The organism is Stenotrophomonas sp. YJH_SMC_40 (genome assembly GCF_059368615.1).
Map to the genome: position 1 here is coordinate 157,075 of NZ_JCAFRX010000004.1, position 20,731 is coordinate 177,805.

General features: G+C 68.0%; 15 protein-coding genes and 1 tRNA gene. 9 read left to right on the forward strand and 7 right to left on the reverse strand.

Translation table 11 applies throughout. From position 1 onward, the window contains the following. Nucleotides 1–52: 52 nt before the first annotated feature. Nucleotides 53–895: a bifunctional transcriptional activator/DNA repair enzyme AdaA gene (locus tag AC5P6X_RS09100; RefSeq protein ID WP_088437056.1), complete on the reverse strand. Its 843-nt coding sequence runs from the start codon at nucleotides 893–895 to the stop codon at nucleotides 53–55. A 132-nt stretch (nucleotides 896–1,027) separates the two neighbouring features. Between AC5P6X_RS09100 and AC5P6X_RS09105 the strand changes: the two genes are divergently transcribed. After that, nucleotides 1,028–1,789: an SDR family oxidoreductase gene (locus AC5P6X_RS09105; protein ID WP_088437057.1), complete on the forward strand. Its 762-nt coding sequence runs from the start codon at nucleotides 1,028–1,030 to the stop codon at nucleotides 1,787–1,789. Between the two features lie 6 nt (nucleotides 1,790–1,795). On the opposite strand, the gene AC5P6X_RS09110 is transcribed toward AC5P6X_RS09105, so the two are convergent. Next, nucleotides 1,796–2,281, reverse strand: coding sequence for a hypothetical protein (locus AC5P6X_RS09110; protein WP_495215427.1), 486 nt, complete (start codon nucleotides 2,279–2,281; stop codon nucleotides 1,796–1,798). Between the two features lie 161 nt (nucleotides 2,282–2,442). Between AC5P6X_RS09110 and AC5P6X_RS09115 the strand changes: the two genes are divergently transcribed. After that, nucleotides 2,443–2,613, forward strand: a complete 171-nt coding sequence (locus tag AC5P6X_RS09115; RefSeq protein WP_169448320.1) for a hypothetical protein — start codon at nucleotides 2,443–2,445, stop codon at nucleotides 2,611–2,613. Between the two features lie 62 nt (nucleotides 2,614–2,675). Here the strand turns inward: AC5P6X_RS09115 and AC5P6X_RS09120 are convergent. Then, nucleotides 2,676–2,751: transfer RNA gene (locus AC5P6X_RS09120), tRNA-Ala, on the reverse strand. 237 nt (nucleotides 2,752–2,988) lie between these two features. Between AC5P6X_RS09120 and AC5P6X_RS09125 the strand changes: the two genes are divergently transcribed. Then, on the forward strand, nucleotides 2,989–5,319 hold the full coding sequence (locus tag AC5P6X_RS09125) for a TonB-dependent receptor (RefSeq protein WP_108270748.1): 2,331 nt from the start codon (nucleotides 2,989–2,991) through the stop codon (nucleotides 5,317–5,319). Between the two features lie 88 nt (nucleotides 5,320–5,407). Here AC5P6X_RS09125 and AC5P6X_RS09130 read toward each other — a convergent pair whose 3' ends face one another. Together AC5P6X_RS09130 and rnd are read right to left on the reverse strand one after the other, a co-directional pair. After that, nucleotides 5,408–7,480 carry a DUF4034 domain-containing protein gene (locus AC5P6X_RS09130; protein ID WP_108270747.1) on the reverse strand — a complete coding sequence of 691 codons (2,073 nt, stop codon included), beginning with the start codon at nucleotides 7,478–7,480 and terminating at the stop codon, nucleotides 5,408–5,410. Between the two features lie 539 nt (nucleotides 7,481–8,019). Next, nucleotides 8,020–9,099, reverse strand: coding sequence for a ribonuclease D (gene rnd, locus AC5P6X_RS09135; protein WP_049448376.1), 1,080 nt, complete (start codon nucleotides 9,097–9,099; stop codon nucleotides 8,020–8,022). Between the two features lie 84 nt (nucleotides 9,100–9,183). Here rnd and AC5P6X_RS09140 point away from each other — a divergent pair, with 84 nt between their 5' ends. Both AC5P6X_RS09140 and AC5P6X_RS09145 read left to right on the forward strand, forming a co-directional pair. Then, entirely contained in the window at nucleotides 9,184–11,076 is a 1,893-nt protein-coding gene (locus AC5P6X_RS09140) for a formylglycine-generating enzyme family protein (RefSeq protein WP_005414034.1), read from the forward strand. Between the two features lie 88 nt (nucleotides 11,077–11,164). Further along, nucleotides 11,165–12,061, forward strand: coding sequence for a M48 family metallopeptidase (locus tag AC5P6X_RS09145; protein ID WP_005414033.1), 897 nt, complete (start codon nucleotides 11,165–11,167; stop codon nucleotides 12,059–12,061). Nucleotides 12,062–12,581: 520 nt separating this feature from the next. Here AC5P6X_RS09145 and xseA read toward each other — a convergent pair. Next, nucleotides 12,582–13,913 carry an exodeoxyribonuclease VII large subunit gene (gene xseA / locus AC5P6X_RS09150; protein WP_108270392.1) on the reverse strand — a complete coding sequence of 444 codons (1,332 nt, stop codon included), beginning with the start codon at nucleotides 13,911–13,913 and terminating at the stop codon, nucleotides 12,582–12,584. A gap of 44 nt (nucleotides 13,914–13,957) precedes the next feature. Further along, nucleotides 13,958–15,028, reverse strand: coding sequence for a tRNA epoxyqueuosine(34) reductase QueG (gene queG, locus AC5P6X_RS09155; protein WP_108270391.1), 1,071 nt, complete (start codon nucleotides 15,026–15,028; stop codon nucleotides 13,958–13,960). Between the two features lie 23 nt (nucleotides 15,029–15,051). Here queG and AC5P6X_RS09160 point away from each other — a divergent pair, with 23 nt between their 5' ends. The 4 genes from AC5P6X_RS09160 to mutL all read left to right on the forward strand — a co-directional run bounded on the left by AC5P6X_RS09160 (nucleotide 15,052) and on the right by mutL (nucleotide 20,730). Beyond that, entirely contained in the window at nucleotides 15,052–16,536 is a 1,485-nt protein-coding gene (locus AC5P6X_RS09160; protein WP_108270390.1) for an NAD(P)H-hydrate dehydratase, read from the forward strand. Continuing rightward, nucleotides 16,533–17,015: a tRNA (adenosine(37)-N6)-threonylcarbamoyltransferase complex ATPase subunit type 1 TsaE gene (gene tsaE, locus AC5P6X_RS09165; RefSeq protein ID WP_088435934.1), complete on the forward strand. Its 483-nt coding sequence runs from the start codon at nucleotides 16,533–16,535 to the stop codon at nucleotides 17,013–17,015. Before AC5P6X_RS09160 ends, tsaE begins: the two co-directional genes overlap by 4 nt. Nucleotides 17,016–17,097: 82 nt before the next feature. Further along, entirely contained in the window at nucleotides 17,098–18,660 is a 1,563-nt protein-coding gene (locus AC5P6X_RS09170) for an N-acetylmuramoyl-L-alanine amidase (protein ID WP_099606064.1), read from the forward strand. 165 nt (nucleotides 18,661–18,825) lie between these two features. After that, nucleotides 18,826–20,730 carry a DNA mismatch repair endonuclease MutL gene (gene mutL, locus AC5P6X_RS09175; protein WP_024958297.1) on the forward strand — a complete coding sequence of 635 codons (1,905 nt, stop codon included), beginning with the start codon at nucleotides 18,826–18,828 and terminating at the stop codon, nucleotides 20,728–20,730. Nucleotide 20,731: the final 1 nt, after the last annotated feature.

Below are 20,731 nucleotides of genomic sequence, written 5' to 3' on the forward strand. Positions count from 1 at the left end.
AAGGTCGGCAGCTACCGGAAGCTGAGCGTGCCGACCAAGGTGGGCACCGATTTCAGGCAGTCGAGGCCTTTTCCCGGCGCAGCAGTTCGCGCTTGCGCGCTACGCCCCACGCATATCCGGACAGGTCCCCATCGCGGCGCACCACGCGGTGGCAGGGGACTGCCACCGCCAGCGGGTTGCTCGCGCATGCGCGGGCAACCGCACGGCTCGAGCGCGGGGCGCCGATGCGCGCGGCGACATCCGCATACGACGCGGTCTGCCCGCGCGGAATCTGCTGCAGTGCCTGCCACACCCGTTGCTGGAACGCGGTGCCGCGGATATCCAGCGGCAGCGTGGCGCCTCGCGAAGGATCCTCGACCAGGCCTACCACCTGTGCCACCAGTTGCTCATAGCCCTGGTCGGCACCGACCAGTTCGGCTTGGCGGAAGCGTTGCTGCAATGACTGCAGCAGCGTCTCCGGATCGTCGCCGAGCAGGATCGCAACCACGCCGGTGGCACTGCTGGCCACCAGCACGCTGCCCAGTGAGCTTTCGGCAAGCGCGAAGTGGATGACTTCGCCGCGACCACCTGCGCGCCATTGCTTGGGCGTCATGCCCAGCAACTTCGGTGCGTTCTCGTAGAAGCGCCCACTGGAACCGAAGCCGGCATCGTGGAAGGCATCGGTGATGCGCTCCTGTTGTTCCAGTCCGGTGCGCAGGCGGTCGGCGCGCAGCGCGGCGGCGTACTGCTTCGGGGTCAGCCCGGTGGCCTGCTTGAACAGGCGGTGCAGCCGGGTCGGGCTGCAGCCGGCGATGTCGGCCAGTTCCTGCAGCGAGGGTTCGTCGAGGCTGGTCTGCAGGTGGCGGCAGACCCGTTCGACGCGGGCATCGAGGGCGGTGGTGGCGGTACTGTCCATGGCCGGATTCTGGCACGCGCCGGTTCTGCGGAAACTCCGTTTCCTGCACCGACGGGCCAGGCCCGGAAACGGAGTGTCGGCAGGGGAGATGCCCGGCATCGTGGCGGCCACTTCACAACCGGTACTGCCACCATGCGCCTGAACAACAAGATCGCCCTCATCACCGGAGCCAGCGCCGGCATCGGCCGTGCCAGCGCGCTGCGCTTCGCCGCCGAAGGGGCGAAGCTGGTGCTCAACGCACGGCGGCCGGAGCCGCTGCAGGCGCTGGCCGAGCAGATCCGTGCCGCTGGCGGCGAGGTGGTGGTGCATGCCGCCGACGTGGCGGATCCGGCCACGGCCCCGGCCCTGGTCGATCTGGCCCGGCAGTCATTTGGTGGCCTGGACATCGCGCTCAACAATGCCGGCATGCTCGGCCCGGGCGTGCCGGTAGCGGAGTTCCCGGTGGACGCCTGGCGCGAGGTGATGGCCACCAATCTGGATGCCGCGTTCCATGCCGCACGTGTGCAGTTGCCGGCACTGCTGGCGCGCGGCGGCGGCTCGCTGGTGTTCGTTGGCACTTTTGTCGGCCACACCGTGGGCTTCCCCGGCATGGCGGCCTATGCGTCGAGCAAGGCCGGGTTGATCGGCCTGAGCCAGGTGATCGCCGCCGAATACGGTGCGCGCGGCGTGCGCAGCAACGTGCTGCTGCCCGGTGGCACCGATACCGAGATGGGCCGGCAGGCGGCACCGACCGGCGATGCGCGCGACTTCGTGCGCTCGCTGCACGCACTCAAGCGCTTGGCCGAGCCGGAGGAGATTGCCAATGCGGCGCTGTTCCTGGCCAGCGATGAAAGCAGTTTCGTTACCGGTACCGCGATGCGTGTGGAGGGCGGGGTATCGATCACCCGCACCTGAGCACGGTCACCGACGTGGCCGGTAGCGGATACCGCTGCTGGCCATGAAGCCCTTCGGATCGAAACGGGCCCAGGCTTCGCCCCAGTCGAAGCGGGCGTGCCCGCCGGCCAGTTTGCGCCCCAGCGCCGCACCCAGCGTGCGGCGCATGAAGGTGACTTCGGCATCGATCGCGGCCTGGGTCGGCCAGCCGTCTTCCAACGTTGCACCGGGTAGATCGACGCCCATCGTCACCATGTCGAGCTGTTGCCCGTGGAAGCACAGGCTGATGCCAGCGGGCGCGCCGCCCAGGCTGAGCCGGTGCAGTCTGAGCCAGACGTAGCCGGTGCCGACGTCGCGCTCTCCTCGCATCCGCATGGCAAAGGCGACACGTGCCTCATCCCGTGACAGGGTGGGGCCGATCAGAGTCGGCAGATTGCCGAGCTGGATGCTGCCGTCGGTCGCATCAATGATCATCGGCACGGCGTGTGCTGCGCGCTGGGCAGAAGAGGGCATGGCGTACCGGTGGGCGTTGGCCCTCGGATTCTGGCTGCGCGGGGACTGCGGCGGCAAGCCAGTGCCTGCACATGGCGTTGGCGCAGGCCTGACCTGTGGATTACCCGCCAGCCTCTAGCGTGGTGCACAGCGTTGGCCTGCCGCCGACGAGGGAGTTTTCGATGAACGAGCGAGACAAGGATCAGGACCCGAAGCAGGGCGTCCAGGAAAGCCGCCAGGACAGGAAGCAGGACGATGTGGCCAAGCAGCGGCCGGGGCAGCGCGATCAACAGGTGCGCGATGCGCACTCACGCGGCCCGCGGCGCAAGGACGGCGACCAGGAGCCGGCCTGAGTTGCCGGCGCTGAAAAGAAAAAACCCGCAGATCACGGAGATCTACGGGTTCTTCTGAATAGTGGTGGAGCCAAGGAGGATCGAACTCCTGACCTCGTCATTGCGAACGACGCGCTCTCCCAGCTGAGCTATGGCCCCACGGCAGGGCTTCAGTCTAGCCAAGCGCCTGCCGCTTGCCAAGCCGATCAAAGGAATTTCATGTCGAGACGCGAGGCACATCAGCGGGTGACTGTGCCGAAACCGCTTGTTTCGCCGGGTTTGGGCGCCGCGCAACGAAATCGTAACAATTTGGGGGATAATGGCCGCTTGCGCAGTTTCCCCCCTTTTTGCCGCCCGGCCCGCGCAGGCCGCACGGACGCCTCCTCAGAGCATTGCATGCCCTCCCATACCGATTCCCGCCGCCTGTCGGGTCTGTCGTCTTCCCTTGTTTCCTTCCGCCGCCACCCGCTGGCCTTGGCCTGTGCCGGCCTGGCCCTGGTCGGCAGCTTCGGTGCCGCCGCGCAGGACAGCGCGCCGACCCCCACCGGGCTGGACACGATCACCGTGACCGCCGAACACCGCGAGCAGAACCTGCAGGAAGTGCCGGTCTCGGTCGGTGTGGTGCAGGGCGAGCGCATGCGCGACTTCACCGCCGGCGGCGACGACACCCTGCTGGCGCTGTCCGGCCGCGTGCCGAGCCTGTATGCGGAAACCACCACCGGCCGCATCTTCCCGCGCTTCTACATCCGTGGCCTGGGCAACATCGACTTCTACCTGGGTGCCTCGCAGCCGGTGTCGATCATCCAGGACGACGTGGTGCTGGAGCACGTGGTGCTGAAGTCCAACCCGGTCTATGACGTCGACCAGGTGGAAGTGCTGCGCGGCCCGCAGGGTTCGCTGTTCGGCCGCAACACCACCGCCGGCATCGTCAAGTTCGACACCCTGAAGCCGACCCAGGATTACACCGGCCGCGTCAGTGCCAGCTATGCGACCTATAACAGCGTGTCGATCGACGGCGGCTTCGGCGGCCCGATCAACGACATCGCCTCGTTCCGCGTGTCGGCCCTGTACCAGCACCGCGACGACTACGTCGACAACACCTACAAGGGCCCGAGCGCCGACGGCACGGTCAGCCCGAAGAAGAACGCCATGGGCGGCTTCGATGACCGCAACGTACGCGCGCAGCTGCTGCTGACCCCGAGCGACCAGTTCTCGATCCTGGCCTCGGCCCACGCCCGTGATTACGAGGGCACCTCGACCCTGTTCCTGCGCGGTGCGCTGACCAAGGGCTCGAACAAGACCGACGTGCCGCGCGACAAGGTCGCCTACGACGAAGCCGACAACAACCCGCAGGCCTACAAGACCTACGGCGGTTCGGTGAAGGCGCGTTATGACTTCGGCGCGATCGACTTCACCTCGATCACCGCCTACGAAACCACCTCCGGCTACAGCCGCGGCGACACCGACGGCGGCGCCGCGGTGAACTTCCCGATCAACGGCGTGCCGAACGGCTACGGCCAGTCGATGGGCCGCATCCGTGACCTGGACCAGTGGACCCAGGAATTCCGCCTGGCCAGCCATGATGACAGCGCCCTGCAGTGGCAGGCCGGTGCGTTCTACTTCAACGGCAGCGACACCACCGACTTCTACCAGCGCGCGTGGTTCCTGCAGGGCGCGGCCCGCAACCCGAACAACTGGGTGCGCCTGCGCAACAAGAACACCTCGTGGGCCGGTTTCGGCCAGATCAGCTACGCCTTCACCGACAAGTTCACCGTTACCGCCGGCCTGCGCCAGACCAAGGACGAGAAGCACACCCGCCTGCTGAAGACCGCTGACACTGCCGCCGGCGTGGTCACCTACAAGGGCCGCACCGACGTCAGGATGTCCGACACCACCCCGAGCTGGGATCTGAGCGCGATGTATCAGATCACGCCGGACGTGAGCGTCTACGCCAAGGTCGCGCGTGGCTTCCGCGGCCCGACCATCCAGGGGCGTTCGGCGGTGTTCAACGCCGATTTCACCACCGCCGATTCCGAGACCATCCTGTCCTGGGAAGCGGGCGTGAAGAGCAGCCTGTGGGACAACCGCCTGCGCCTGAACGCCACCGCGTTCACCTACACCGTCAACGACATCCAGCTCAACGGCAACGATTCGGACGGCAATGGCGTGCTGTTCAATGCCGACAAGGCCAAGGCCTACGGTTTCGAAGCCGATATGGAGCTGCGCCCGATCCCGAACCTGACCCTGAGCGCCGGCCTGAGCCTGCTGCACAGCGAGATCAAGGACAAGCGCGTGTACGCGCAGGTCTGCGGCCTCAACGGCCAGGTGGTGTGCACGGTGAATGACCCGACCATCAAGGTCGGTGCCAACACCTTCGCCCAGATCGACGGCAACCCGCTGCCGAACGCGCCGAAGTACAACGTCAACCTGGCCGCCCGCTACGACTTCCCGGTCAGCGACGCGGGCACCATGTTCGTGTCCACCGACTGGAACAAGCAGGGTTACACCAGCTTCGTGCTGTACGACAGCAAGGAGTTCAACTCCAAGGGCGACTTCGAGGGTGGCCTGAAGATCGGCTACTCGGGCAACTACGGTGCCTACGAAGTGGCGCTGTTCGCGCGCAACATCACCAACGAGAAGAACCTCAAGGGTGTGATCGAGAACTACATGGCCGCGGTCTACAACGAACCACGTACCGTCGGTGTCTCGCTGAACATGAACTGGTAATGCGCTGTCGCGATGGCGGGGCATCCCGCCATCGCACTGTTGGAATGCAAAGGGCGGCCCGGTGATCCGGGCCGCCCTTTTCGTTGCTTCAGACTGCAGTGAGGTTGCTGTCCTGGCTGCGCTGGCCGAAGGTCAGGGCCCAGGTGGCGCTGTCCACCTGCTGCCGGTCCTGTTCCTGCTGCTTACGTGCGCGGCTGGCACCGAACCAGCGGCCTTCGCCGTTGATCAGCGGTGCCATGCGTACCACGTCCACATACTCCGGATCGATCTCGCTGGCACGCTGCAGCCAGGTCAGGGCGAGGAATGCATTGGCCGGGACGCCGTTACCGAAGTGGTAGATGTCGGCCAGATAGCCGGCAGCCCACAGCTTGTCGTCGTCGTCGCCGCGCCACCACAGCGGAATCAAGGCGCGTTCGACCGCTTCGCGCTTGTGCGCGTCGTTCCGGCCATCGAATGCCAGGCAGGCCAGGTTGCGGCAGGTTGGGCCCCACACGCGCTCGCCGGCCTCGGCCTCATCCAGGCAGCGCAGGTACAGCTCGCGCGCACGCGCTTCATTCTCCGCGCCGCCTGCGGCGACGAGGCGTACGGCCAGGTTGTAGGTGGCGATCAGGTCGCCGCCTTCCACCGCACGCTCCTGCCAGTAGGCGGCCTTTTCCGCATCGGCGAACTGCGGTTGGTCGCGGCCACCGAGGCGGCCCTTGTACAGGTCGCACAGCGCCGACATCGCGCCGGCGTCGCCATCGTCCGCCATGCGCTGCAGCAGCGACAGGCCTGCGGCTTGCGAAACATCACAGAACAGATTGGCGGCGAACGTCACTGCCGAGGTGTCGTCCTGCTGCGCAAGCTTCAACGCGCGCTGCAGCAGGACACTGGCGCGTGTCGGGTCGCTGGCCTGGCCGAGCAGGCCATGCTCGATGGCGGTGGTGGCCCAGAGCAGGCCGATCGCCGAATCGCCTTCGCGCGCGGCATAGTCCACCACCTGTGCGAACAGTGCTTCGGCACCGTCGACATGGGCGAACCAGGTGCAGGCCTCGAGGTTGCTGAGCCCCTCATGCAGGACCACATCGCGGTCCAATGTCCATGCCTGCTGCAGATCTTCAAGCACCGCCTGCATGTGGTCCGGATCCCACTGCACGACGCCTTCGCTGTCTTCAACGCGGCCAAGACGGTAGCGCAGCCCGGCGCGCTGGGCCAGCACCTGCGCGCGCAGGTGGCGGTCCAGGTGCCAGTCGAGGATCTGCGTGTAGGCGCGCTCGTGCGCGGCCACGGCCTCGGCATCCTCACGGTGGGGCAGATCGCCCATCCAGTCCTGCGCCTTGTGCCACCGCAGCGCGTTGCTCTGCGCCAGTTCCAGGCCACGGCACCAGCTACCCTCGATGAAGTTCTCCATCGCCTCACGGCTGCCGCCCCAGCGCGGGTACAGGAAGTACAGGGTGTCTTCCAGCGTGGCCAGATCGTCCGGGCGCTGCTCCAGTACCAGGCGCATCCAGTACGCCAGTGGTGCGTCGAAATCGTCCTGGCTGCGCTCGCGCAGCAACGGGGGCAGCGTATCCGGCAGCGTCTGCAACGGCGTGCCGAAGCGCGACAGCAGCTGCAATGCCTTTGGCCAGGCTTGAGGGTAGTGCTCGGCCAGCGTGGCGTCATCGGATGCGGCGGGTTCCCCGGCCTGCAGCGCACGCAGCCAGTTCGGTTCGCGCAGGTAGCTGGTGATGCGCTTGATGCCATCCAGCGCCAACGCAGGTCGTGGCGACAGCGGCATCGCCTGCAGGTAGGCGTGCACGGCATGGTCGCGGGCCAGCTGCGCCGCCAGCCACTGGCTGTCTTCGACCAGTGCTGCAACATCGGCGCTGCGCAGTTCGCCGGCAGCGTCCTGCCAGCAGACGCCCAGGCAAAGCCAGGCGTAGTAGCTGCCGGGGGCGGCCGAGGCCCACTGCTGGGCCTGTTGCAGGCGGGCTTCCAGCGTCAGCGTGGCGTCGTGCAGGTTGCGCAGCCGCCAGCGGATGCCGGGCAGCGCATTCTCTCCCTGCAGCCAGGCCAGCTCATGTGGAGCAAGCAACGCATCCAGTTCGGCATAGCGCCGTTCCTGCAGCGCAGTGCGCGCCTGCACGCGCCAGGCAAGGTCTTCGGGGGAAAGCCCGTCTTTTGCAAATCCGTTTGTCATTGCTGCAATCCAGCGAGTGCGAGGCTGGACATTAGAAGCGCGGTCGTTAGCGGCGGCAAGCAGGACGTGCGGCTGCCGTGTCGGTGGCATTCAGCAGGAGGCTTGAAGGTGAATCCCGTCACCCGGAACAGGCGTTCGCGTTGGGATCGTCCCTGTGCAGCGGAAAGGCAAGCAGCAGCTCGGGCCGGTAGGCGAGTGTGCCCTGGCCCTGTCTCTACGCCTCGATTCCGGGAAATAGCCGTGCATCAGGGCGTGCGGATGCAGCCAGGGTTCGAGCTTGTCCTGCTCGCTGGCAGCGGGGGCCTGTTCGATCAGGCGTGCCGAAAGCGCGAGGTAGTGAACCGAACGGGCCAGGTCCAGCCTCCCCGTCAGCGCCGCGTAGGCGTTGAGCTGGCCGCTGCGATCCATGCAGGAGTGTCGCCGGCCAGCAGCGTGACGATCGTCCATCGCAATATGCCGGAAGAGGGCCATGCAGGCATGCAGCAATGTCCTTGTCGAGCATTGGCAGGGCCGCCCCGTGAGGCGGTCGATGCGGGTTGCTAGTTCGCCGGCAGCAGCGCCTGCAGGCGCGACTCCAGTTCCTGCTGGCGCCAGCCGGCCAGTGCGGCGGGCCATTGGCGACGTTCCAGATAGCTTTCCAGGTGCTTGCGCGAGGCAAGGATGCCATCTGGCAGTCCCAGTTCGCGGCTGCGCTCGGCCACGGCATCCTGCAGCTTCTTCAGCGCCTGCTTGTTGCTGTCGTTGGCCGGCAGCGCCAGCGGCGCGTCGGCTTCGTCGGCCAGCGGCGTGGACAGCGCCTGCCACACGGCGCTGGCCAGCTTGCGCGGTGCCTTTGGGAACTGCTCGAACAGCTTGCCCAGCGCTGCCTCGTCGGCCGGAGGCGTGCGCGCCAGAGTGGCGGCCAGTTCGTTGTCCAGGATCCAGCTTCGCGGGCGGTCGCTGCTGCGTGCCTGCACATCACGCCAGCGCAGCAGGCGCAACAGGCGGTGCTGCGCGGCGGCATCAAGGAACTGTGCCGAGCGCATCGCCAGGTGCGGCCAGCGGTCTTCATCGTTGGCGACGCTGGCCAGCAGGCGCTCGCCATCGTCGTGCAACCACTGCTGGCGGCCCAGCGCCTGCAGCCTGGCATCAATGGCGTCGTGCAGTGCGAACAGGTGCTCGACATCGTCGGCGGCGTACTGCAGCTGCGACTCGGACAGCGGGCGGCGCATCCAGTCCGAGCGGGTCTCGCCCTTGGCCAGCGCCACGCCGGTGATCTCCGCCACCAGCTTCTGGTAGCCCATGCCGCCGCCGATGCCGGCCAGCGACGCCCCGATCTGGGTGTCGAACAGCGGTCGCGGCAGCACGCCGCAGGCCCACTTGAAGGCAACCAGGTCTTCGCTGGCGCTGTGCATTACCTTGGTGATGGATTCATCGGCCAGCCAATGCGCGAGCGCCTCGGTCATGCCGGGAATCAGCGGGTCGATGAGCAGGATGTCCTGCCCGACCGCCATCTGCACCAGGGCCAGCTGCGGCCAGAAGGTGCGTTCACGGATGAATTCGGTGTCCAGGCCGATGCGGGTCGGGCGCTGCTGGAAGTACGCATCCAGCTCGGCGGGGGTGGTGATCCAGGTTGCCACGGGTCAGGGCCTACTACTCGGGTTTGCTCAGGCAGGGGAGAATAGCCTAACGTCGGTCCGCGTCTGTGCCGAAGGAGGCTCTGCTTGCGTTTTCCGTTGTCGCCCGTGCTGTGCACCGCCCTGGCCGTGGCCCTGGCCGGCTGCACGCCGTCGCCGTCCGCGCCGGCGGAACGGGCCGCCAGCGAAGAGGCGCGCGCGGCCGAGGGCGCCGACACCGGCGCCAATGCCAGTTCGCAGGCCGGGCAGGGCAGCGTGACCATCGCCGGTGAAGATGCCGCCGAGGACGTACAGCAGTGGACGCCGCCACGGGTGGACCGCCAGGGCCGCAGCCTGGCCCAGTTGCGGCGCGCCGCCGAGCAGGCGTTCGCTGAAGGCCGGCTCTATGAAGATGCGGATGCCGCCATTCCGCTGTGGCTGGCGGTGCAGGAAGAAGACCCGGATGACCGCCAGGCCCGGCTGGGCCTGCAGCGTGCCCGCCAGCGACTGCAGCAGCTGGCCGATGCCCTGCTGGTGCGGCCGCTGAAGCAGCGCGAGGCGCTGGCCGAGGCCAGCCGCCAGGCACTGGTGTTGCTGACCCTGTCGCCGAAGGACGAGCAGGTGCGTGCGCTGCAGGCGCGGGTGGAGCTGGCGCAACGGGTGGTGGCCTACAACCGTGCTGGCGAGGAGGACCTGCGCTCGGACCGTATCGGTGAGGATGGCGACGGTGCCATCGGCAACTTCCGTGAAGCGCTGGCGCTGGATGAAGACAACAGCCGCGCACGGCAGGGCCTGGCCGCAGCCGAGAGCGGGTTGATCCGCCGTGCCGAACAGGCTGCTCGGGCGCGCGATTTTGCCAGTGCGGGTACCTGGCTGGCCGAAGCCAGCAAAGTGCGCGATTCGTCACCGACGATCGCCGATGCCTTCGAACGCATCGAGCAGATCCGCGCCGCTACGCTGCTGCAGCTGCGTGATGACGGACTGCGTGACCTTGCCACGCCACAAGGCCTGAAGCCGGCGCGCGAGAAGCTGGCCGAGGCGCTTCGCATCGCTCTGCCGGGTGATGCAGTGGTGGGACAGCTTCGCGAGCGCATCGACCTGGCCACCCATTACGGGAGCTTCCGGCCGGGACAGGTGTTCAGTGATGCGATGCGCGATGGGGGGCGCGGACCGCAGATGGTGGTGGTGCCCCACGGTGGCTTCCAGATGGGTGCAGGCGATGCCGAGCCGGGCTCGAGTGATGCCGAGCGTCCGTCGCACTACGTGCGCTTCGATCGCGGCTTTGCCATGGCGATTACCGAGATCACCGTCAGCGATTTCGAGCGCTACGTGAAGGCCTCCAATGCGCGTCCACGCGCGACCCGGCGTGGCCATTCGGTGGTCTACGACGAACGCAGCGGCAATTTCATCCGCCGCAGCGGCGTGGACTGGCGTTCCGACTACGACGGCGGTCGCGCGCTGGGCAACTCGCCGGTGATGCACGTCAGTGTGCGTGATGCCGAGAATTATGCGGCGTGGCTGTCCGAGCAGACTGGCCGCAGCTACCGGCTGCCCAGCGAAGCCGAGTTCGAGTACGCGCTGCGCGCTGGCAGCAGTGGCCGCTATCCGTGGGGCGATGCCGGCGTGCCGCCGCCAGGCAGCGGCAACTTCACCGGCAGCAAGGACGTTTCGCCTTCGGGACGGCACTGGCACAACGCGTTTATCGGGTACGGCGATGGCTGGTGGGGGCCGGCGCCGGTGGCCAGCTTCCAGGCCAATGCCTTTGGTCTGCACGATATGGGCGGCAACCTCAGCGAATGGGTGGCCGACTGCTGGCATGCCAGCTACCGCCGCGCACCGTCCGATGGCGTCGCCTGGTTCAACCCGGGCTGCCGGTCGCGGGTGATCCGCGGTGGCAACTGGGCCAATGCCCCCGAGCAGACCCGCGCGGCCTGGCGGCAGTCCCAGGATTCGGATACCACCAATGCCCGCATCGGCTTCCGCCTGGTGCGCGGCATCTGAGCGGCACCCGGCTTCACCCGCTGCGGGCAGCGGCGCACTAAGATTGCGCCGTGCCCGCCAGCCGGCGGGGCCAGCAGGAAGTCCCCCGATGCGCAACGATCCCTTCTCCCGCTCGTCGCAAGGCCCGCAGCGGCGTGGCCTGTTCGGCAACATCCGCTGGTGGGTGCTGCTGCTGGCCGCCGGCTATGCGCTGTTTTACTGGTTCTCCAACCGCACGGTCGATCCGTACACCGGCGAGAAGGTGATGATCGACAGCAGCCTGGACGCGCGCCAGGAAACCGCGCTGGGGCTGCAGGCCTACCAGCAGATCCTGTCGCAGGAACGGCCGATGGACCCCAATGCACCGATCGCGCGCGATGTGCGTGACATCGCCCAGCGCCTGATTGCCAAGGTCGATGTGGTGGAGACCGCGCTGGCCCAGGAGCACGGCGTGCAGCCGGCGCATTTCGCGCGGGATTTCCAGTGGGAAGTGAATGTGATCCCGTCCGACCAGGCCAATGCGTTCTGCCTGCCGGGCGGCAAGATGGCGGTCTATACCGGGCTGGTGCCGGTAGCACGCACCCGCGATGCGATGGCGGTGGTGATGGGGCATGAGATCGCCCATGCGCTGCTGCGCCATGGTGCACAGCGCATGGCCCAGCAGAAGCTGACCCAGATCGGCCAGGTGGCCGGCGCCGCCAGCGGCATGGATGCGCAGCAGCAACAGATGATGATGTCGGCGATGGGCTATGGCTACCTGCTGCCGTATGCGCGCAGCCACGAGACACAGGCGGATGAAGTGGGGCTGATGCTGGCCGCAGCGGCGTGCTTCGATCCCCGCGAGGCGGTGCCGCTGTGGCAGCGCATGGGCCAGGCGAGTGGCGGCCAGGCACCGCCGGAGTTTGCCTCCACCCACCCGAACCCGGGCACCCGCATCCAGAACCTGCAGGCGCTGATGCCGAAGGCGCTCGAGTACCGGCAGAAGTTCTGCGAGCAGGCAAAGTAGGGGGTTGGTCGGCAGGGCTTGCAGCCCTGCACCTGCCGAAGCAACAGCAACAGCGTGCATTCCGTGGGATGGCGGGGTGGGTCCGGTTGCGGGGGCCGCTGCAAGTACGTCCATGTAAGCTCGGTCGCCGCATCCATGCGGCTCACGCCCCCGCAACCGGACCCACCCCGCCTTCGACAGATTCTCGCGATCTGTCGGAATGGCGTGGGGTCAGATCCGTTTTCCTACGGAAAACGGATCTGACCCCGAATTGATTCGATATCTGACAGAGATTCATCCACGCATGGCGTGGATCTACCGACCGTCATCGGGAAACTGTCGAGGGTGGGGCGATGTGGCTGTGCAGGACCGTTGGCGCCATGGATGGCGCCATCGAGCCCCCAGGGATGGGTTTACGGCGTGTCCTGCACAGCCACACCGCCCCGCCAAACCATCAGCAATCCAGAGCCGCTTTGGCTGTTGCTTCGGCCGTTGCTTGAAGCCTCTGCAGGTGCAGGGCGCAGCCCTGCCGAACACCCCTCTACTTGACCTGCACGTCGATCACGCCGTCGCCAACGCGGGCCTGCAGCGCGTCACCGGGCTGCACCTGGTTGACCTTCCGTACCAGCGTGCCATCGTCAGTGCGGGTCAGGATGCTGTAGCCACGGGCCACGGTGGCCAACGGGCTCACCGCTTCCAATGAACGCGCCAGTCCGCGCAGTCGCAGTGCATCGCGCTCCTGCAGGCGCTGCATCGCTGCCTGCGGCCGCCCGCGCAGGGCGGCGAGGCGGCGCTGCATCGCGTCGAGCTGGCGTTGCGGATGGTGCCCGCGCAGTACCGCGGCCGCATGGCGCAGGCGTGCGGCACGGCGCTCCTGCTGCTGGTTGAAGACCGCATGCAGGCGCCGGCCCAGATCGAGCTGGCGGCGGCGCAATAGGTCCAGCCGCGCCTGCGGGCTCTGTGCGTTCAGGCGCAGCAGGGCGCGGTCGGCACGCTGCATCGCCTGCTGCATCGCATGCCGTTGCAGCTGCACCATGCGCGCGGCCGTGCGGCGCAGGCGCAGGGCCAGTTCGCGCTGGTCCGGTACCAGCAGCTCGGCTGCCACCGACGGCGTTGGTGCGCGCAGGTCGGCGGCAAAATCGCTGAGGCTGAAGTCGGTTTCATGGCCCACCGCCGATACCACCGGCGTGCGGCTGGCGGCGATCGCACGGGCCAGGGCTTCGTCATTGAACGCCCACAGGTCTTCCAGTGAACCGCCGCCACGGGTCAGCAGGATCACGTCGTAGCGGCCACTGGCATCGGCGGCCTGCAGCAGCCGGGTGATCTGCGCCGCGGCGCTGCTGCCCTGCACCAGGGTCGGCAGCAGGTCGACCTCCAACAGCGGGAAGCGGCGGCCGAGCACGCTCAGCACGTCGCGCACGGCGGCGCCGGTGGGCGAGGTGATCACCGCCAGGCGCTGCACGTGCGCCGGCAGCGGCCGTTTGCGTGCCGGGTCGAACAGGCCTTCGGCCTCCAGGCGTGCCTTCAGCTCTTCGAACGCGCGGCGCAGCGCGCCTTCGCCGGCTTCCTCCATGTGGTCCAGCACCATCTGGTACTCGCCACGGGCGTCGTACAGCGTCACCTTGCCGCGCACCAGCACGCGCATGCCTTCGCGCGGCACGAACTTCAGGTACTGCGCCTTCATCCGGAACATTGCCGCGCGCAGCTGCGCACGCGCATCCTTCAGGGTCAAATACAGATGCCCGGAGGCGGGACGCGCCACGCTGCCCAGTTCGGCCTCGACCCAGATCGCCGGGAAGCTGCCTTCCAGCAGGTCGCGGGCCAGGGTGTTGAGCTGGCTGGGGGTGAGGATGTCGTTGTTGCGTGGCTGCATGGGAACGGCGTGCTGCGGGCGGAACGGGGGCTCAGGATCGCACGTCAGCGCACCGTGTGCTGGCCCAGCGCCCACTGCACGTGTTCACGCACCAGCGGCGAGGGATCATCGACGCGGGTCTGCAACGCGGCCAACGCTTCGGCCGAGGACGGTGCATTGCCCAGTGCCACGGCGATGTTGCGCAGCCAGCGTTCATGGCCGCTGCGCCGGATCGGGCTGCCTTCGGTACGGCGCTGGAATTCGGCTTCGTCCCAGGCAAACAGCTGGTCCAGACGGGCAGTGTCGAGGTTGTTGCGCGCGCGGAAATCGGCTTCGTCGGTACGCTTGGCGAACTTGTTCCAGGGGCAGACCAGCTGGCAGTCGTCACAGCCGTAGATGCGGTTGCCGATCAACGGCCGCATGTCTTCGGGGATGGCACCGTCGTGCTCGATGGTCAGGTAGGAAATACAGCGCCGCGCGTCCAGCCGCTGCGGGCCGGTGATGGCCTGGGTCGGGCAGACATCGATGCAGCGCGTGCAGGTGCCGCAGTGTGCCGTGGCCGGTGCATCGATCGGCAGCGGGATATCGATGTAGATCTCGCCGATGAAGAACCAGGAGCCGCCATGGCGATCGATCAGGCAGGTGTGCTTGCCGATCCAGCCCAGGCCGGCATTGCGCGCCAGTGCGCGTTCCAGCACCGGCGCCGAATCGACGAACACGCGGTAGCCCAGCGGTGCCACTTCATCGTTGATCTGCGTGGCCAGCTTCTGCAGGCGGTTGCGCATCAGCTTGTGGTAGTCGCGGCCCAAGGCGTAACGGGCCACGTAGGCGCGGCCCGGGTCGGCCAGGGTTGCCCAGGCTTCGGTGTCGTCCTTGTGGCTGTAGTCCATGCCCACCGAGATCACCCGTACGGTGCCGGGCAGCAGCTCGGCCGGGCGCGCACGCAGGGTGCCGTGGCGCGCCATCCAGTCCATCGTGCCGTACAGGCCCTGGCCCAGCCAGTCGGCCAGGTGCGCCTCGTCCTCGCCCAGCTCGATGCCGGCGATACCGCAGCGCTGGAAGCCATGCGCACGCGCCATTTCGCGGATGCGCTGCACGGCCTGGGCCGGATCGACAGGGACGGGGGCGGGGGACATGTGCACCAGTATAAAATCCCTGCATGGCCAACCTTGCCGATCTTTTCGATTCCGCTGCCGCGCGTGCGCTTGATGCGCAGGCCTCGGCGCTGGCCGCCGAGGGTGGTTGGGGCCTGATGGCGCAGGCCGGCCAGGCCGCCTGGCAGTGCCTGTTGCAGCATTGGCCGGAGGCGCAGCGGATCGGCGTGGTGGTCGGAGCAGGCAACAACGGTGGCGACGGCCTGGTGCTGGCCCGCCATGCACGGAAGGCCGGGCGCGCGGTGACGGTGATCGCCTTGCCGGGCAAGCCACCGGCGACGTCGCTGGCACAGCGTGCAGCATCGGAATTCACGTCCGACGGCGGCACCATCACCGATTTCGACGGCGCGCTGCCCGAGGCCGATATCTGGGTGGATGCGTTGTTCGGCCTTGGTTTTGACCGCGCGCCGGAGGGTGCGGCGCAGGCACTGATTGCCGCGCTCAACGCGCAGACTGCGCCGGTGCTGGCGCTGGATGTTCCCAGTGGCGTCGATGCCGACCGTGGGGCGGTGCCGGGCGTAGCAGTGCGCGCTGCACTGACCCTGCAGTTCATCGTGGCGCATCGCGGGCTGTATTCCGGCGATGCGCTGGATCATTGCGGGCAGAAGGTCCTGGCGCCCCTGCAGTTGCCTGCCGCGGCCTGGCAGGGCGTGGTACCCGCTGCGGAGCACTGGACGCAGGTGCGGTTGCGGGCCCTGTTGCCATCGCGCCGCGCCAATACCCACAAGGGTGAATCCGGCCACGTGCTGTGCGTCGGCGGCAACCATGGCAGCGGTGGGGCCATCGCGATGGCGGCCGAAGCGGCACTGCGTGCCGGCGCGGGACTGTTGAGCCTGGCCACCCGGCGCGATCACGTCGGCCCGTTGCTGGCTCGGCTTCCCGAGGCGATGACCCATGCGCTTGAAGATGGCGATGTGCTGCCGGCGCTGCTGGACAAGGCCAGGGTGGTGGCGATCGGCCCCGGCCTGGGCCAGGACGAATGGGCACGCGCAATGTTTGCGCAGGTGCTGGACAGCGACAAACCGCTGGTGGTTGATGCCGATGCGCTGAATCTGCTGGCGCAGGATCCGCGCGCGCTGCCGGAGGCGATCCTTACGCCACATCCGGGCGAGGCCGCGCGCCTGCTCGGCTGCAGTACCGCTGACATCCAGGCTGATCGCTACCGCTGTGCGCGGGCGTTGGCCGAACGCTTCCACGCCGTGGTGGTGCTGAAGGGCGCGGGCAGCATCGTGACGGCGCCCGGGCAGGTGCCACGGCTGATTGCTGCAGGCAACCCCGGCATGGCCGTGGGGGGCATGGGCGACCTGCTCACCGGCATCATTGCCAGCCTGCGCGCGCAGGGCCTGGCCGCCTTCGACGCTGCCGCCGCTGGCGCACTGCTGCACGCGCTCGCCGGCGACGCTGCGGCCGCCGACGGCGCGCGCGGCATGCTTCCCACTGATCTGCTGGTGCCGCTGCGGCAACTGGCCAACCCGGAACGCTCTTCATGACTGAATTCTTCCTTGCCGACAGCGATGCCACCGAACTGCTCGGGCAGTGGCTGGCGGCGACCCGACCGCCGCAGGCGCTGATCGAACTGCGCGGCGACCTGGGCGCCGGCAAATCCACCACCGCACGCGCACTGCTGCGCGCGCTGGGCGTGCAGGGCGCGATCCGCAGCCCGACCTACACCCTGGTCGAGCGCTATCCGCTGGCCACCGGTGGCGAGGCCTGGCACCTGGACCTGTACCGGATCGGCCAGGCCGGCGAACTCGATTTCCTGGGCCTGGACGAGGGCAGCGCGGTGTTGTGGCTGGTGGAATGGCCGGAACGCGGCGCTGGCGCGCTGCCGCCGACCGACCTGGTGGTGGCGTTGGAGATCGAGGGGCAGGGGCGCCGCGTCCGTCTCACCGGAGCCAGCGACGTCGGACATGAGTGGCTGAAGCGGCTTCCCCAAGGGGGCGACTTGCAGGCCATTTCTGTCGGCTGACGAGAACAAAGACCGGCAGGTTACGGATTATTAAGGAAAAAGGTGTTGCATTCCGTTCAGCGCGGTGATTGAATCCTGAGCCATGCGCCCGGGGAACCGTCTCATCGCTATCTGTGCCGCCGTCGGACTGGGTCTGGCGAGCGTCAGTGCGTGGGCCGGTGAAGTCCGCCAGGTCCTGCTGAATACCGGCGCCACCGGCACCCGTGCCGAGATCTCGCTGGTCGGCAGTGGCGGCTACAAGACGCTTTCTCTGGCCGGTCCGAACCGTCTGGTGGTCGACTTCCCTGACTCCAGCGCCATACGCAACCTGAAGATGCCGGCTGCGCAGGGCGTGGTTACGGCGGTGCGTACCGGACAGCCGGTGCCGGGCACCTTCCGTGTCGTTTTCGATCTCGCTGAATCGGTGGCGCCGTTCCGCCCGCAGATGCAGCGGGAGGGCAATGAATCCAAGCTGGTGATCGAATGGCCGGGCGATGGCCCGGCCGTGGCCGCCAGCCGTCCGGCAGCGACACCGGCGGTGCAGCCGCAGGCACCGGTGGCGACGCCCGGGCCGACCCCGGCTGAAAGCGCACAGTCGCGTTCCGATGCCGCACGTGCGACCGCACTGCTGACCGCGCAGGTGCGGCAGCAGGCCAGTGCCACTGCCGCCACACCGGCCACGCCGACCCCGGCGCCGTCCACCGCGCCGGCCCAGGTTGCGGCGGCCGGTACCGTGGCCAGCAGCTCACCTTCTTCCTCGCCGGCCGCGATCCTGGCCGGCCAGCGCACCGCCGCCGTGGTGACCACGCCGCCGGCTACCGTGCCTGCACCGGCGCCGACGCCGGTGGAACCGCCGCGCCCGGCCATGCCCAGCGATGCCTCGCGCATCCGCATGCAGGCCGGCATGCGTCATCTGGTGGTCGCCATCGATCCGGGCCATGGCGGCCAGGATCCGGGCGCGATCGGCCCGACCGGCAAACGCGAAAAGGATGTCACCCTGGCGGTGGCGCGTGAGCTGGCCCGCCAGGTCAATGCGACGCCGGGCCTGAAGGCCTATCTGACCCGCGACAGCGACGTGTTCATCCCGCTGCCGATGCGTGCGCAGAAGGCACGTGCAAACAAGGCCGACATCTTCATTTCGATCCATGCCGACGCGGCCGAAAACCGTTCGGCCACTGGTTCGTCGGTATACGTGCTGTCGACCAAGGGCGCCTCTTCGCAGCGCGCCCGCTGGCTGGCGGACAAGGAAAACGCGGCCGACCTGGTGGGTGGCGTGCGCCTGCAGCAGACCGAAGGCACGCTTGCCAACGTGCTGCTGGACCTCGCCCAGAGCGGTTACATGAAGGCGTCTGAAGATGCCGCCGGCCACGTGCTGGGCGGCCTGAAGCGGATCGGCAACAACCACAAGCCGAACATCGAACGTGCGAACTTCGCCGTGCTGCGCACCTCGGACATGCCGGCGATGCTGGTGGAAACCGCGTTCATCTCCAACCCGGACGAAGAGCGCCGCCTGATCGACCCGGCCTACCAGCGCAAGATCGCCGGTGCCGTGCTCGACGGCGTGCACACCTTCTTCAGCCGCCAGCCACCGCCGGGCACGCTGTACGCAGCCCGTGCCCAGGCCGAGATCGACGCTGCCGGGACCATGGCCGGCGGCAGCAAATAACCCGCCGAAGGCAGGTTACTGCTTTCTGTAGCGTCGACTGTCAGTCGACTACGCGCGCAACGCGGGGTTTTCGGCGCCCGGCGGAGGGCAGTCGACTGACAGTCGACTCTACACGGGGCGGCTCCGCTATCATCAACCCATGAAGTCTGCTGCCCATCCTCTCCCATGAGCGCGCCCGGACCGCGCCCGATCCGGCCGTTGCCGGAAATCCTGATCAACCAGATCGCCGCCGGCGAAGTGGTCGAACGTCCTGCGTCGGTGGTCAAGGAGCTGGTCGAGAACGCGATCGATGCCGGTGCCAGCCGCGTTGATATCGATCTTGAAGAGGGTGGTGTCCGCCTGATCCGCATCCGCGACAATGGCAGTGGCATCGCGCCGGAACAGCTGCCGCTGGCGGTCTCGCGCCACGCCACCAGCAAGATCGCCGATCTGGACGACCTCGAATCGGTGGCCACGCTCGGGTTCCGTGGCGAAGCGCTGCCGTCGATCGCCTCGGTCAGCCGCTTTACCCTGTCCTCGCGTCGCGCGCATGACGAACACGGTTCGGCACTGCAGATCGAAGGCGGCAAGATCGGCGAAGTGACGCCCCGTGCGCATGCACCGGGCACCACGGTGGAAGTGCGCGAGCTGTTCTACAACGTACCGGCGCGGCGCAAGTTCCTGCGCGCCGAGCGTACCGAACTGGGCCATATCGAAGAGTGGTTGCGTTCGCTGGCGCTTGCGCGACCGGATGTCGAGCTGCGCGTGTCGCACAACGGCAAGGCCTCGCGCCGCTATAAGCCGGGCGATCTGTATTCCGATGCGCGCCTGGCCGAAACGCTGGGCGAGGATTTCGCCAACCAGGCCGTGCGCGTTGACCACAGTGGTGCCGGCCTGCGCCTGCACGGCTGGATCGCGCAGCCGCATTATTCGCGCGCCAGCGCCGACCAGCAGTACCTGTACGTCAACGGCCGCTCGGTGCGCGACCGCAGCGTCGCCCATGCGGTGAAGATGGCTTACGGCGATGTGCTGTACCACGGCCGCCAGCCAGCCTATGTGCTGTTCCTCGAGCTCGACCCGACCCGCGTTGACGTCAACGTGCACCCGGCCAAGCACGAGGTTCGCTTCCGTGATTCGCGGCTGGTGCACGATTTCGTCTACCGCACGCTGAAGGACGCGCTGGCTGATACCCGCGCCGGCATGTCGGCGCAGGAGATCGGTGCGGGTCCGGTGCATCCGGTGGACGCCGCTGCTGCACCGATGGCATCGAGCGCGGGCGCATCGGGTTTCGGGCTGGCGCGTGGACCTGCGCCCGGTGCCGGCTCGGGTGGCGGTGGTGGTGGTTTTTCCGGCTGGCGCCCGCAGCAGCCCCTTGGACTGCAGGTGGCCGATGCACCGGCGGCCTATGCCGCGCTGTATGCCGCGCCGGCCGGTGCCGAACGCGGTGCTGCGCTGCCGCCGATGCCGACCGAGAACGGACTGCCGGTGACCAGTGCCGACGCCGGCGTACCGCCGCTGGGCTACGCGATCGCGCAGCTGCACGGCATCTACATCCTGGCCGAGAACGCAGAAGGCCTGATCGTGGTCGACATGCATGCCGCGCACGAGCGCATCGGCTACGAGCGCCTGAAGAACGCGCACGACGGTATCGGCCTGCAGTCGCAGCCGCTGCTGGTGCCGATCACACTCGCCGTGGGCGAGCGCGAAGCCGACACCGCCGAAAGTGAAGCCGAAACGTTGGCGGCGCTCGGCTTCGAGGTGACCCGTGCCGGTCCCGGATCGCTGCACGTGCGCAGTATTCCAGCGCTGTTGGCGCATGCCGAACCGGAGGGGCTGCTGCGCGATGTGCTGACCGACCTGCGCGAGCACGGCCAAAGCCGCCGCGTGGCCAGCGCGCGTGACGAACTGCTGTCGACCATGGCCTGTCACGGTGCGGTGCGTGCCAACCGGCGCCTGACCGTGCCGGAAATGAACGCGCTGCTGCGCGACATGGAAATCACCGAACGGTCTGGCCAGTGCAACCACGGCCGGCCGACCTGGGCCCGTTTTTCGCTGGCGGAGATCGACCGCTGGTTCCTGCGCGGACGTTGAG